10 protein-coding genes are annotated in these 13,749 nt (G+C 51.3%); 3 read left to right on the top strand and 7 right to left on the bottom strand.

The annotated features are described in order from the left end of the window. Positions 1-109 precede the first annotated feature (109 nt). From PHE17_RS20775 to PHE17_RS20765, 3 genes are all read left to right on the top strand, one after another. Entirely contained in the window at positions 110-1,465 is a 1,356-nt protein-coding gene (locus PHE17_RS20775) for a hypothetical protein (protein WP_301017842.1), read from the top strand. Positions 1,466-1,691: 226 nt separating this feature from the next. Continuing rightward, positions 1,692-2,753, top strand: coding sequence for a hypothetical protein (locus tag PHE17_RS20770; RefSeq protein WP_301017841.1), 1,062 nt, complete (start codon positions 1,692-1,694; stop codon positions 2,751-2,753). A 55-nt stretch (positions 2,754-2,808) separates the two neighbouring features. Then, positions 2,809-3,330: a hypothetical protein gene (locus PHE17_RS20765; RefSeq protein ID WP_301017840.1), complete on the top strand. Its 522-nt coding sequence runs from the start codon at positions 2,809-2,811 to the stop codon at positions 3,328-3,330. A 33-nt stretch (positions 3,331-3,363) separates the two neighbouring features. On the opposite strand, the gene PHE17_RS20760 is transcribed toward PHE17_RS20765, so the two are convergent. The 7 genes from PHE17_RS20760 to PHE17_RS20730 all read right to left on the bottom strand — a co-directional run bounded on the left by PHE17_RS20760 (position 3,364) and on the right by PHE17_RS20730 (position 13,077). Beyond that, entirely contained in the window at positions 3,364-3,609 is a 246-nt protein-coding gene (locus PHE17_RS20760) for a hypothetical protein (RefSeq protein WP_301017839.1), read from the bottom strand. Positions 3,610-3,775: 166 nt separating this feature from the next. Further along, on the bottom strand, positions 3,776-4,231 hold the full coding sequence (locus tag PHE17_RS20755) for a c-type cytochrome (RefSeq protein WP_301017838.1): 456 nt from the start codon (positions 4,229-4,231) through the stop codon (positions 3,776-3,778). 64 nt (positions 4,232-4,295) lie between these two features. Continuing rightward, the gene (gene hemG / locus PHE17_RS20750; protein ID WP_301017837.1) at positions 4,296-5,753 is read right to left on the bottom strand and encodes a protoporphyrinogen oxidase; all 1,458 of its coding nucleotides are present in this window, start codon (positions 5,751-5,753) and stop codon (positions 4,296-4,298) included. 36 nt (positions 5,754-5,789) lie between these two features. Further along, positions 5,790-7,853, bottom strand: coding sequence for a radical SAM protein (locus PHE17_RS20745; protein WP_301017836.1), 2,064 nt, complete (start codon positions 7,851-7,853; stop codon positions 5,790-5,792). Between the two features lie 10 nt (positions 7,854-7,863). Further along, positions 7,864-10,041 (bottom strand): universal stress protein, encoded by a 2,178-nt coding sequence (locus tag PHE17_RS20740; protein WP_301017835.1) that lies wholly within the window; start codon positions 10,039-10,041, stop codon positions 7,864-7,866. A 240-nt stretch (positions 10,042-10,281) separates the two neighbouring features. Then, positions 10,282-11,241 (bottom strand): cytochrome c, encoded by a 960-nt coding sequence (locus tag PHE17_RS20735; RefSeq protein ID WP_301017834.1) that lies wholly within the window; start codon positions 11,239-11,241, stop codon positions 10,282-10,284. 78 nt (positions 11,242-11,319) lie between these two features. Beyond that, a complete protein-coding gene (locus PHE17_RS20730) occupies positions 11,320-13,077 on the bottom strand; it encodes a beta-propeller fold lactonase family protein (protein ID WP_301017833.1) in 1,758 nt (585 codons plus the stop codon). Positions 13,078-13,749 lie beyond the last annotated feature (672 nt).

The following is a 13,749-nucleotide window of genomic DNA, read 5'->3' as shown; positions in this document are numbered from 1 at the left end:
ATCTGGGGGGGTATAACATCGGCAGCGAGGATACCGAGAATCATGCTGGCGGGTCCTACAAGGATGCCAACTGGCAGCTACGCCATGTTTACGAACCAACGATGACTTGGTGAGCAAAATATTCGGTATGACAAAATTTTTTAAGGTATTTCCAATGAGAACAACCTTTAGTTTTATTCTGCGTAAAACGACTTGTAGCCTGATCCTTTTTTTGTATGGGACATTGTTATGCGGAGGGACAGCTTTCGCACAGGGTGAACACGACCATGGCAAGGCCAAAGACCCAGCCAGCGCCAAAGATATGGTGATGAGTCCACACGATCATGGCGCCAGCATGGGCCAGATTCAATCGGCAACCCCAACCCCAATCAAGGAGGTGGCACTACCCGAAGGACTTAGTTCGGCGCAGTCGATGGCCATAGACTCGACTGGACGCATCTGGTTTACCGAGAAGGTTGGGAAAAAGCTGGCCGTGTATGATCCGGAGAAAAAGGGGTTCACAACCTATTCCCTTCCTGACTCGTGGGGAAAAATGGGACTCTCAAATATTACCTTGGGACTCGATGGTGAAATCTGGTTTACCGTGACTCGATGGATAGAGGGTACGGAAGAGCCGCATATTCTGGGTCGTTTTTCACCTGCAGACGGGTATTTTACAAAGTATGACATTCCACACAATTCAATTCCTGAAGAATTAACGGTAGATGCCAAGGGCACAATATGGTTTCTTGCCGCTAACAAAAACTATCTCTATCGCGTCGATCCCAAGACTTTTGCGCTAAAAGGGTATCTCATTCCTACCGCCAACGGCAATCCCAAAAGTATAGCTGCAGATCAAAAAGGCCATATCTGGTTTGCTGAATCCACTGCCAATAAAATAGGAGAGTTTATTCCTGAGCAGGAGGTGTTTTATGAACATGAATTGCTCACTCAATTTGCAAACCCGGGGAAAATCTCCATAGATAAGCAAGGGAGAATATGGTTTGTTGAAATGACGGCAAACAGGATAGGGGTGTTTACTCCTGAGCTGAAGCGGTTTGACGAGGTCATTATCCCCACACCCAGCAGCTCACCTGTTGCGCTCGTAAATGATGATAACGGGAATGTCTGGTTTCTGGAATACAAGGGTAACAAAGTTGGAGTGTTTAATTCGGAAAAGGCAGTATTTCATGAATACGACATTCCCAGCTTTGGCAGTTTACCGGCAGACATCGCGATAGATCGCAAGCGCTCTATACTCTGGTTCACTCAAAGCGCTACCGATGCAAAGCGGTTGGGGATGATTTCCATTAACGAAGCGTTGGCGGAAAGCAATAAACAAAACAATGCCCCGCAAACTCCCTCTGAGGAAAAAGCATCCAATGGGAGCCTGTCCAAATGGCTGGCTTATCTCGTAGTGATTATAGGCATTGCAACGCTAGGTGTGTGGTTAGCCAGAAGATCTCGCAAAGGTGGCCATTCATAAGCCAAAACTTTGCCGGCTTATTGCTACAAGTTTTATTCAGCAATTAAGGACATGTACTCCACTTTATGAAAGTTTTCTGGCTTTGACCTATCGATAAGCCGAATTCCGCTGACTATTTGTCTTGGCTTGATTGCGCTCCTGGCAACACTGGAAATTCTCGGCTTTGTCCTGACTCATGCAACTATATAATCGTACCCTTCACCCCGTTTAGATAAGGAATAATGTTGTGAAAATAGCCGCCGCTTTTGGGATATTTCTTGGTAGTCTTCTGTGCTCTTCGTCATGGGGAGCTGATGCCTTCAAGTCATTCAAAATGCCCACTGCGTATACTTTGCCAACAAGGATTGCTATCGACAAATCGGACACAATTTGGTTTATTGAATCGAACCTTAATAAAATTGGCAGGTTTCAGTCCGCCAAGGGTGTATTTTCCGAACATGCTATCCCCACCCCCTCAAGCGCTTCCACGGATGTGGCCATCAGCAATACCGGCAAGCTATGGTTTACCGAATCAAATGCAAACCAGCTCGGCGTTCTCGATCCTGTTTCGCTGTCGTTCAAAGAATACGATGTTCCCACGATAGCAAGTATGCCTTCCAGGATTGCGTCTGATGCCAAGGGAAATATCTGGTTTACTGAATTTTATGGCAATAAAATTGGCATGTTCGACCCGCGGAAGGAGGTATTCCGGGAATATCCGGTTCCTACACCAGATAGTCGTCCGTCTGGTATTGTCGTGGATAAAAAGGGCATTGTGTGGTTTCTGGAAACCGAGGGTAACAAGCTGGCCCGGTTAAACCCCCAGGATGGTGCGATTCAGGAATTCGAATTGCCTAGGTCCCACCAGACTCCGAGGGACATTGCCATAGACGGGGCGGGGGCGCTCTGGTTTGGCGGCCATATAGGGCGCGATTTGATGACATTTAATCCCGCGACGAAGAAATTCAAAACCTTTCTGATGCCAAGCAACGGTGCAATTGAAAGCCTGACCGCAGGAATTGACGGAAAGATATTTTGCACCCTCCTGACGAGCAACAAGATAGCCGTGTTCAATCCCGTAACCAGTGCGTTTTTGGAATTGGATGTAGTAGGCTTTACCATGCAACAAAACGAACCAAGCCGCAAACCCGTAACCAGTATGCATCCAGATCCGGATGAAAGCGTGAACAAGAGCAAACCTAATGGTATTGCCGCTGATTCGAAAGGGAATATCTGGTTCACAGATAAGGAAAAAGATACCTTGACCAAACTGGATGCGGGCATGGTAGCAAAACTGTGGGTAAAATAAAGCCTGTAGGATGCAGGAAATTGATCAGTGCCTCGTCATCAAGGGTGGGTAGAATATGAAAAAATACAAATTGGTAGCGGGCTTATTTATTCTTGCAATTGTTGCGGTGATTGGCGCAGTGGCTATTCCTAATCCGTTAAGTACGCAGATATTGGCTGAAGCCAAGTACCGTGGCTATCTCCCCTATTCCACTGACGAGGCCGTTACGCTTGCCTATACCCGGTGCACCACCTGCCATCCTGCCGAAAAGATGCTCAAATACTGCTCTCGTTGCGGGCCGCCATTTATTGTCGTTACCCACTCAATGAAAAAATATACGGAATTGATGATCCAGAAAGGCGGGAACTTTAAGCAGTTCTCTGATGCGGAGGCGATTGCGATTGCACAGGTTTGGAATGGTTTAGTCGGCAATTGGGAGCCAGATTGGGGCTCGAAGGACGTCCATAAGCTCCTGCAAGGTGATGAGGCGCTGATTCGTTTGGCTGAAACGCCAATAGAGAAAAGACCAATAGAGTCGGCGCTAAAGAACAAGCAAGCACCAGGTTCACATAAAGAGAACAGGGAAATCATTCACTGACCACAAGAGCACCGCTCCCGTGGCGCATTGTTTTCATCCCATCAGTTTTTCAAGGATTTTTGCGTAATAGTACTGACGCAGATTCTGTCTGGCCATCAGAAGAATCAACAGCACCAGCACAAAATGGATGCCGGGAGCAAACCCGGGTTGAGTAGCGGATTGCCAAGCGTAAAGCAATGCCAAACTCAGTCCCACAATGACACTGGTAATTGAGAGTACCAGGAAGAGTTTTTTGCGCCTTATGGCGCGCTTGGCAAAACGCAGTTCGGAATCAGTCATGCTCATGTACACGCGGTTCAGTGGAAGCAACAAGTTTAATTGAAAATATCCGATGATTCAGACGCCCCGAGGCATCAAAGGAGGAACGTCGCTAACCGAGGAGCCGATAACTAAGCCCGAATGGAAGCAGAATGGACATAACCCTCCCGTCCACTTCATTATTTGATTATTTGTCTTTGTATTTACACTTGCAAATACTGTTCCTGACATATTGAATAATTTGCTTGATCTCTGCATCAGTGAAAGTTTCTTTCCAGCTCGGCATTGACTCGGAAAGCCCCACCGAAACTCCGCCAGACTTGATAACCTTGAACAGAAACTCATCACTTCGCACTGACAGAAACTTGCCATCACTTAAATTGCGCGGCCTGACTCCCTCCCCGAGAGTCTCTGCCAGAGGACCATCCCCTTTCCCGGTATCTCCGTGACAAGGAGAGCAATTGGCGATGAAGTTATCCTTGCCCGCATCCCCGGTGTAAGTTCCAGTATTAGTAGGGTCAATCTCAATGTGAGAACGATTCCTTTCTTTCTTTAACGGTTCTTTAGCGAATCCAGCGTTGGCAAAGACCATCATGCTCAAACACAGAACGATAGAGATCGTTCTCACTTGATACCTTTTCATTTTGTGCTCCTTTTTCTGGTTATGAAACATTCAGACTGGTCTTAAGACGCCAATCAAGAAATTTTCATTCAATTGCAGTATCCATTGATTCCAAAGGATACACCCCCTTCTCACCTGGCTTCTCCATTTCTTCGCGCCTCTTCCGCTCAACGGATGGCCATTGCCTTGCCCCCAAGATATGGTTCGCCACAGCATGGCCACAGGCTAAACGGTCACGCACTGACACCCCTCCCCGGTAATTGGCCTCCAGGTGGAGGCCGGGAATATGTTGCAGACGGGCCGTGATCGCCTGCATTCGCGCTTGATAGGCGCCGTGATACGCAGGTAGCGCCTGCTGATGCCGGTCGATGCGCACCATCTCCGGGTTGGCTTTTAAGTCGATTAGCGGGCGCAACGTTCCAAGCACTTCATCCATGAGACGCTCATCGTCCCAGTCCGCCACCTGTGGTGCACGTGCGCCTCCCAGATAGGAAGTCAGCAGAACTTTTCCCGGTGGCGCCCGATCTGGAAACAGGGTGCTCATCCACAAGTTACCCGTCAAGCTTGCACTTTCTCCCTTCGGCGCCAGAAATCCGGTGCCATCCAGGGGATGCCCCACAGCCTCACGAGCGATTCCTGCATGTACAACCGTCACGCCAGCGTAGCCGATTCCACGCAGTAATTCCGCCAGCTCGTTGTCCGACGAAGCAACCAGTGCCGCCGCCGCCGGCGCCGGTGTGGCCACGATCACATGGCGTGCGGACACGGTACGCTGCCCATGTGGTGCTGTCGCCGTAACCTGCCAGCCATCCCGCTCGCGAACCAATTCTTCTGCAGTATGGCCAGTGCGCAGATTGATTCCGGGAGTTTTAGCCAAGGTCTCCGCCAGTGTACCCATGCCGCCACGGAAGGAAAAGGTTTCGGTAGTGCAGGCGGTGCGCCTGCGCAACACGCGGTTAACCAGAACCCCGGCAGTGATGCTGCCATAACGCCGCTCCAATGCGGTAAGACGTGGCAGGACGGCAGCGGCGCTGGCCTGGTTTGCATCCCCCGCCAGCGTCCCGGCAATGAACGGTTCCATGGCCTTTTCCAATATTTCATGGCCAAGCCGACGCGTGATAAATTCGCTGACCGACTCATCGGCCCGTCCGCTAGAGAAGATAAACGGTTCGGCCAACAAGCGTAATTTGCCGCGCAGGCTCCATAACGGCGAAGTCACCATGCCACCCATACGCATCGGCAGCGCCTTCAGATGACCATGGTGCAACAGGTAACGACGTGCTTCGGCAGTTGGCAAGCGGGAGGTCTTTGCCGATTCCAGCCCCGCCTCGCGCACCAGCTCTACAACCTCGGGGCGGAAGTTCAGTACCATCGCTGCAGCACGTTCGGTGAGATAACCGTCCTGCCGGGTACTCATGATCTTGCCGCCCGGCCGCTGTTTGGCCTCCCATACTTCGACGGACAGGCCGCTGCGCGCCAGCCACCAGGCAGAGGCAAGCCCTGAGATGCCACCGCCGATAATCAGCACGTCAACTTTATCCATCGCTATGTCTTTGGCTTCTGTTCGATCGATCGAATTCTATTTGTTCGCTTTGAGCTGCGCTTTCATTTTTTCGAGCAAATCCTGGCCCAGCAAATCGCCGGGATTTTCTCGCGCCGCAACGAAACTGCGGATGGTATCAAAACGCTTGTCAGCCTCGGGGTTATCCTTGAGTCGCGGCACGCGGTCTCGCGCGATCTCATAGGCATCAAAGCTTAATTCCTGCATCCCGAAACCTTTCATGCGTTGCACAGCACGCATCATCGCGTTATTGCGGAAGCGCGTCAGGTCGCTGGAGGTAATACGCGCCAATCCTTCTTTGCGGGCATTAAATTCAGCGGCCTTCTTGATCCCAGCCCGGTTGAAATCTGGCGCAGACAACACCCGTGCCAGCGCATCTTCATCCCATTCCACACCACCGGTTAGCTGGGCGATGGCTTGCTCGACATCAGCCCGTTCCACTATTGTGGCGCGCCGTTTCTTGGCGAAGTGCTCCGTAGCGCTTTCCAGTGCCGGCGCCACGAACATGAGCACCTGAGGTGCCTTGTCAGCGAGAAACTCTGTAAGCAACAGGTCTGATTCATCAGTCCATGGCAAGCCGCGGCCGGGCTGGGTTTCTAATTCCAACCTATCCAAAAGCTTGATATTGACTTCCAGCCTGCCTTCGGAACGGGCGACATCCTCGGCGACCGCGCGTACGCCTTCCTGTAGAAAGGACGGCATGGCTGTCAAGCGTTCACGTGCCTGCTCACTCCAGGGTAGTGTGTCACCGCTGCCTGCCGCTGGTGCGACTTGTTGAGTTGGTTCTTTTGTTCCGCTGGGTTTTGTATCCGGGCGGGGCGGTCCACCGCTGCCGAAACGTTTTGCGGACAAGGTAGCCAGGTGCTCTTCAGTCACCACGTGCAGACCCAGTTCATGCACATAACTTTCAGCACGATTCTTGACCATCTTGCGTAAGAACGAGGGAACGCGCGACAGGCGTTTCTCCGCCTCCTCGTTCCAGACCAGTTTTTTTGGTTGCTCAATTAATGGTTCGATGACGGCAGATCCATCAGGCATATGGATGCACCAAGGATCGGTATCCATCAGGCCGCCGCCCATGGCGAGAGGCCGCGCCCGGCAGCCGCCGCACAATTTCTGGAATTCACAACTGCCGCACTTGCCTTGCAGTTTGGGATTGCGCAAGGATTGAAAGGTGGGCGATTGATTCCAGATATCCCAGAATTTCGTGTCGCGGATGCTGCCCTCTTCGTCCGGAATATAGGGGCAAGCCGTTACGCCGCCTTCTGGAGTGATGCGGCAATAATGGATACCCGCCAGGCAGCCGCCGCCTTCGTAGCCGGCGGCTCTGGTGAGCGTCGATTGAGGGTTGCGTTGATAGGCGATGCGCTTGTAATGGGGCGCGCAGCGGGCGCGAATCAGCAGATCCTGGCTCTGCTCCTGGGCTGCCACCAACTGGTTCAGCACCCGTTCATAGGTGATGGGGCTGATATCCGACATCGATTCGCCGCGTCCGGTGCACACCAGGAAGAACACGTTCAACACCCGCGCCCCGGAGGCGCGGGCAAAGTCAATCATGGCTGGCACTTCGCCGGCATTGGACTCGGTAACGGAGAAATGAATCTGGAAGGACAAATCATGGCGCTTGCATGCCTCGATGCCATTCAAGGTTTTCTCCCACGCGCCGGGAAGCCCGCGGAAGGCATCGTGTTTTGCTGGATCGAGGGAATCAACACTGATACCGGCGCCCATTGCACCGGCGGTCTTCAGCGATTGCACGCGTTTATCGGTGAGCGCTACACCATTGGTTCCCACCACCATAGAAAGGCCACGTTTGACGCCATGTGCCACCAGTTCTTCCAGATCACTGCGCATCAGCGGCTCGCCACCAGTGAGCACAACCATGGTTTCAGTGCTGCGCCCCGCAATATCATCAAGCAAGCTGCACACCTCTTGCGTGGTGAGTTCGTTTTCGCCGCCATACTTCAGGGTTTTTGCGTCCATGTAGCAATGGGCGCAGGCGAGGTTGCAGCGGTTTGTCAGGTTAATCGCAAGCAGGAATAAATCGTTTGTGCCGGCATTGGCTGTGTAGGGCGCATTCATTATCGTTCTCTTACAGGCTTGGTTTGCTGCGCGGATCCTCAGGGTTCATGTGGAAATAACCCTTGGATTGCCATTCTTGCTTAACTGTACTCACTGTGGCGAGATCAACGTGGGAGCGATTATTGTGTTGCGCCCAGTTTTCCACTTCCTTGATCAGCATGCCGCGTACCATGTCCGGTGCACGGCTGAGACTGTCTCGTGCGTCTTCATCCCAAGGCATGGTTTCATTAACCTTGTTTGATCCGGATTTGAAAGTATCCAGCACCTGCCTTACAACATCCGCCGTGATTTCATTCACGCCGTTTTTGGCGGCGATTGAGACGATTGCGTTGCGTGTCATATCGCGGCTCATGCCTTCCGGCAGGCCTTGCATGATTTGCTCTGCTTCGCTGTTCCAGGGCAAGGCGCTGTTATCAGCAGCACTTGCTTTTTTACCGAAGCCAAATGGACAGCCACCTCGCGCTGCCTTGGGAGCCGGCGCACTTTGTTGCTGCATGGTTTTTTCCATTTCACCGCGGGCCAGCTTGAGACCGTTTTCAGCCACTTCCAGCGAGATTTCAGCGTGACCATTTTGTTGGGCAAACTTCTCAATGCTCTGCTTGCAGTTGTCGCGCATGAAGCCTTCGGGTACCCGCATCAGGCGCGCCAGTGCAGCGACCTGCCAATGAAATTCCGAAGGTGCTGATGGCTGAGTATCCGCTGACGTTGCAGCGTCGAGAAACGATTGAATATGCGACGCTTCCACCGCAGCGCTCTTTTCCTGGCGGGCTTTTTTCTCGGCACGCATGCTGAGATTCCCGCGCACTGAAAGGTCTTCGACGGTGCGTAATAGCGCAACTGCCTCATCGGACCAGCGCATGACCTCCTCTGCCGCAGGTTTGCGCTTCAGCTCGCCGGCATCGTAGGCCGCAACGATTTCTCCCATGGCCTGTTCCGCATGATTCGGCATCAGTTGGGCAGTGGCTTCTTCCACTATCCTCTGGGTAATAACAGTATGGCCATGTTGCTGAGCATAGCGCAGTATGGCCATGCGCGCCATGTTGCGGACAAAGGAAGGCACTCGTTCCATCCTGATTTCGGCTTCATGGGTCCAGGAGGTGGTGACTTCAGACACAACATCTACTTCCGGTTGGTGTTCACGCATGCTGAGTAAAATGGAACAATCCACATTTTGCAGCAAATGCTCGCTATTACCGCCGATATCAAGCTCGTCATCGGCATGGATGCCCAGTTTGCCGACAACCAGCAGCGATGGCTTGACTTTTTTGACATACTTTTCGATGGCATCGTGGGGTTTGCCATCCAGCAATTCTGTTTCAATCTCGACACCAAAATCCTCGGCGATGGACCGGGCGACAATCAAATGACCGTCATAAATCTTGGCCAGTCCTGAATCAATGATTTCTTCGTGTAATTTTTCCTGATCCTTGAATTTGAATACCTTGCCAGCTTCTTCAGACAACACTCCGGCGATGCGGTTAAACGCGACATAGTGATAATAGGGATCAAACGCGGCAATAACCTTGACGGACACCTGCCAATGTTTGGCCAATGCCAAGGCAGTGAGCAGTCCCCCATAGGCCTTGGATGAGCCATCTATCGCGACGACAATCGGACCATCCACGATAGAGCGATCAGGCTCCTTGATGATAAGTGTGTCAATAACAGAACGGCGTGCTACTCGATCACATACGGTACCCAAGCGGCTTCCTTTTATCGCGCCGAGACCCAATGCTCCCATAACGAGCAGATCATAAACGCCTGAATTGGTTTCACGTGTCAACTCACGGTAATTTTTACCTTCCAGGGAGCAACGCTTGAAGTTAATACCGAGTTGATCACACTCGGTAGCTGCCTGATCGAGATAAGAATCGGTAATAATCGATAAACCACGGGTAATCAGGTCGTCATGCACGTCCCGCTGGCGCTCCAACTCCTGCTCTTGCTTGAACTGTTCAGGCAAGCCACCTTCCATCTGGCGAAAGCGCATGTCATGCAGCTTGGCAGCATAAACATGGGCGCCGGTAATCACGGAGTCGCTGGTCAATTCCGCCAATTCCACTGCGCTCCGCATTGCGGCATTAGCATGGTCGGAGGAATCCAGCGCAACCAGAATACGTTGATGCAAATGGGCGCTAAGTGATGGTTGGAACTCTTCGGCAACGGCCAGAGAAACTTGGGACGTCATGTGATGCACCTCTTTTGCTTAAGCTTTGAAATAATTGGTATTCATATTTTCGAATTATAAGTCAAATTCAAATATTGAACATTTTGAAAAATGTTTTTTGCCGCCTACAAAACGAGAGAGGTATATCCCTGGACTTTCGTCCGTAGAATATACCTCACTCAAACCATCTACAACAGGTTCAATATATCAGCACTACTTGCTCACCTCAACCTTCAGGTGAACTTTCGTTATAACAAACCTTTAATGCTTGACCTTCGTTGCAACATCGCTCGGCTTATGCCTGTTGCCACCTTCAACGAACCCGCCGCCGACCAGCTCAGAACCAGGAGCACGCCCAGTCATGTCCGATTCAATCATCTCCTGCACTTCTTTGAAGTCTTTGTTGTTCGCAGCAGTGAGTGCATCTACATCGCCCTTGATCGGCTTGAAGGTAGATTTAGGATTAAGGTACGCCTCCACGCTAGTCGGTGGCGGTACATCCTGCATTGCCCGGATGAAAGCAATGATATCCCAGATGTCCTGATCCTGCAAAACGTTACCCCAATTTGGCATTGACGAAGAAAGCGACACAGCTTCGCCACCGCCCTTGATTACAGTAAACAATTCAAGATTGGTCTTCTTTTGCATGTATTCGCCACGAGTCAACGTTCTTGGGCGTGGATTCAGCTCAGAAGCACTAGGACCATCACCGTGCATCAACCAGCCGTGGCAAGCGATGCAGTAGGAGTAGTAATAGGTCTTCCCGTGGTTAGGATCTGCACCGGCTACCAGTGTAGCGCCGAACTTTGGCGACCAGTTGTTCGTCCATTGATCGTACACGCTCTTATCTGTCACACCGTCCGACGCGGGAGCTTTTACACGATCCCATAATTCCGTCTTCAGGCTGCCTTTAGCTGCCGAACCATAACCGCTATCAGTTTTGAAAGTTTTGGTGTCGGAGTTGCTGCGCTTACCTACCCCCGTCAGATAATCAAACGGCGCGATACCATAGGTGCTGCCGCCCTTACCCTGCTCCATGTCATCGCCTTCTTTCAAAAACGCGGCCGATGCTTTCTTCGCCTCTTCCTCAGTTACGGTAGGGCACTCAACTTTCTGCCCTCCGGCCGTGCAGCGCTTCTCTGCAGCAACAGCAGCACCGCCCCACATCATGCCCAAACTTGCTACTGCGATTAGGCCTATTTTCAACTTGGCATTCTTCATTTTCTATTTCTCCCTCTTTAGACCACCCCCGCTAGGGGATGGCCGGTTATTCATCCGTATCTGCGCACAAAAGGTAAATTACAGACCCTTCGCACGTTCCGAGACAGTAAGCTGACCTTCTTCCAGCAAGCCAGGCAGTTTTTGCGCTTCAGCATAGTCACCCACAGCAAGGTTGGAAGGCCCCTTCTTAGGATCGTCAACAAAGAACGCGGCTCTCATTTCCAGATGCAATGGCCCACAGAAGTGTGTACAGAAGATTTCATATTCGCCGGCAATTTCCGCCGTGAACTCATGCACTGCCGTCACTCCGCGTGGCAAATCCATATTGGATCTTTGACCATAAGGACCATAAATCGTCAAGCCCATCGTAACATCAGGATTCTTGGTGATACCGGACGCTTTGTCGATATTGGTAGCAAACAACCGCACCTTGTCGCCCTTGTTTACACGCACCTGACGAGGAATGTAGCCATAGCTGAAGGCCTTCATGTGAACTTCTTTGACGCCATCAACAACCTTGACACCCGGTGGGGTATTTTCCTTGGGAACAAAGTATCTTCTTGAGTATGCGCGGTGTGGAGGATCAAGCAGATCGGTCCTGCCGGTAATCAAACCACCCTGCTCTGCCTCACCCTTGGTCCAATCCTTGATCAGATAGGCCATCAAGCCCTTGGCGTTATGCGGCTCGCCGTCCACCGGCATAATCCGCAGGGTCTTGCCGTAGGTTGGGCTCTTTTCGCGCGCATCCCACATTTCGAAGTTAACCGGGAACACGATACCAGTTGGGCTGAACAGGCCTGTAGAGAACTTGTTCAAAGCCATCACGTAGGAGTTATCCGGAGCGATCGAAATATGACCGGTTCTGTAGTGGGTTGGAATTTCGTCAACCACTTCAAGCTTTGCGTAAGACACCTTCACGTTGGCGTCCGCCACAAAGCAGCTCTCATAGACGTACTTGGAAGTCAGGCCATCGGGGCTATCTATACCAGCTCGGTAGGAACCGCCATCCTTGTTATACACGTCCATGACCGAATGCAGAGGACCTGCGCAAGTTGGCAACACTTTCTTTACCGCCAGCTTGTCGACATCGATGATCGTCATGGTTGCCGAGAGCTTATCGCTGACTGCCACCATCGTGCTTTCCGGGTTGATGTCCGTGCCGTGAGGATTCTTACCTACCGGTATTTCCTTGATCAGCTTGAAAGGGCTGGTGGAAAACACACCCACGGTGGAGTGGTAGTAGTTACCTGCGAAAACATACTTACCATTCCTGGTAGCATCAATGTAGTCCGGAGCGCTCGGAGAAGGACCCCAGTCGATCACTTCGGATTTGCCCGATTTGATGTCGACCTTGGCCATCTTGCCGCTATACTCACCGGTTGCAAATAGATTCTTGCCATCGGTGCTCATGGCGATGTGGTGAACCCCGAACGGGAAAGGCAGCGCGATGATTCTATTCAAATAACCGGTTTGAAGATCGAATTCGCAAATCGTATTGGCACCCTTGTCGTTCAGATAGACGTATTTGCCATCCGGCGTACCATTTTTGTTACCCTTATTGCTACCGCCGAATGAAATTTCGTGCGTATCAACACCGCAATCGATATGACGATAAGTCTTGAAGCTTGGCAGACCAATAACCGCCATCTTACCGTCCACACCGCCGGACGAGTACAGAATCATCGGATCAATGGTTGGCGTATCCTTGCCATCCGGAACCGCATTCTGCCATCCTGGAATGGCTAGTGATTTATCGGCAGCAGCAATTGCCGCCCCTGACATCAAGCAACTCACTGAAAGAGCGCTCACCATGAAAAACTTGTATTTACCTTGCATTATTACCTCCCCTGTACGCAACTGCTTAATAATAGGATAGCAGCGATGTTGCCGCCGACCTTCAACCCAGACATACACTCAGTTACTACAATTGCCCGTTACAAACACTACTTTACCAACTTTGAACCAACTTACTTGATTCTGTGACATCGCATCTTGCTGCTCCTGCCACTGCTGCGGCATTCTGTCGCACCTGCGGCGTTTTGACGCACCTTCATCAGGAGCGAATATTTGCATCGTATAAGCACCGTATGTTTGATCTAAATCAAAAATCCACAGAAAATAATTGAACTTATTTTTTTTCAGGTGCCGAACGCGATTTATTAGTGCCTGCTCTCAGTGGCGGTTAGCTTCGTGCCACTCCACACAGTATGGCGTAGCATATTCAATTTGCGCAGCGGCGCATCAACGAAACACAGTTAATACGCCAATTTGCAGCAGCTTGCACCTGTTTTGTTCATTTGCTTAGCAGCACTCAACTTCGCTGGTAGTCATCGAACTTCTCATCACGCCGCACCGTGACATTCGCGAGAAGGAATTGGCTGAATGTCAAAGCAAAGTTGAAATGTCCCCTCTCTCAGCAAAGTAGAAATGTCCCCTTTTAGATTCTGAGGCGCGCTGCCTCGATGAGGCTGGGGTTGTAGGGTTTGCGCCAAGGATGTTTGGAATGTG

The sequence above is a fragment of the Thiothrix sp. genome (assembly GCF_028714775.1).
In the GTDB taxonomy this organism is placed as follows: Bacteria; Pseudomonadota; Gammaproteobacteria; order Thiotrichales; family Thiotrichaceae; genus Thiothrix.
This window is presented reverse-complemented; position numbering and strand designations above follow the sequence as displayed.

Bases quoted from the DNA above. Each gene is read 5' to 3' on its own strand.
- PHE17_RS20765 (WP_301017840.1), top strand. From the start codon at position 2,809: ATGAAAAAATACAAATTGGTAGCGGGCTTATTTATTCTTGCAATTGTT.
- PHE17_RS20760 (WP_301017839.1), bottom strand. From the start codon at position 3,609: ATGACTGATTCCGAACTGCGTTTTGCCAAGCGCGCCATAAGGCGCAAA.
- PHE17_RS20755 (WP_301017838.1), bottom strand. From the start codon at position 4,231: ATGAAAAGGTATCAAGTGAGAACGATCTCTATCGTTCTGTGTTTGAGC.
- hemG (WP_301017837.1), bottom strand. From the start codon at position 5,753: ATGGATAAAGTTGACGTGCTGATTATCGGCGGTGGCATCTCAGGGCTT.
- PHE17_RS20745 (WP_301017836.1), bottom strand. From the start codon at position 7,853: ATGAATGCGCCCTACACAGCCAATGCCGGCACAAACGATTTATTCCTG.
- PHE17_RS20740 (WP_301017835.1), bottom strand. From the start codon at position 10,041: ATGACGTCCCAAGTTTCTCTGGCCGTTGCCGAAGAGTTCCAACCATCA.
- PHE17_RS20735 (WP_301017834.1), bottom strand. From the start codon at position 11,241: ATGAAGAATGCCAAGTTGAAAATAGGCCTAATCGCAGTAGCAAGTTTG.
- PHE17_RS20730 (WP_301017833.1), bottom strand. From the start codon at position 13,077: ATGCAAGGTAAATACAAGTTTTTCATGGTGAGCGCTCTTTCAGTGAGT.